General features: G+C 63.1%; 1 protein-coding gene. It reads right to left on the bottom strand.

The window, feature by feature from the left end:
* Positions 1–534: RNA polymerase sigma factor SigM (gene sigM, locus ON29_RS29550; protein WP_040871367.1), on the bottom strand; the 534-nt coding region annotated here is incomplete at both ends.

Below are 534 nucleotides of genomic sequence, written 5' to 3'. Positions count from 1 at the left end.
GGATCACGCAGATAATCCAATTGCTCTTTCAACCGCTGCCGTCCGCGAGCGCACCTGCTTTTGATCGTTCCCTCCGGCACACCCAGCAACGCGGCCGCCTCGGCCACGCTATACCCCTCCACATCCACCGCGACCAACGCCGTCCGCTGCTCCGGCGGCAACGAGAACAACGCACGATCGACGACCATCGACATCTCCACCGCCGCCATCTCATCGCGCTCATCCCTCGGCTCGGGCATCGACTCCGGCGACAACGACAACGCGCGCCTGGTCTTGTTGCGACGAATCCGATCCAGGCACGCGTTCACCACGATCGCATGCAACCAACTACGCACCTGGGACTCCGCACGAAACGCCCCCGCCGTGCGATGCGCCGACAACAACGCATCCTGCAACGAATCAGCAGCGTCCTCACGCGTATACGACGTACGCAACGCCGTCTGCCACAGATGATCGTTATGCCTGCGCAGCAACTCGGCGAACGCATGCCGCCGACCACTCACATGCGCCCGCAACAACTCCACATCGGTGCAC

Source organism: Nocardia exalbida NBRC 100660, from assembly GCF_000308575.1.
GTDB lineage: Bacteria > Actinomycetota > Actinomycetes > Mycobacteriales > Mycobacteriaceae > Nocardia > Nocardia exalbida.
This window is presented reverse-complemented; position numbering and strand designations above follow the sequence as displayed.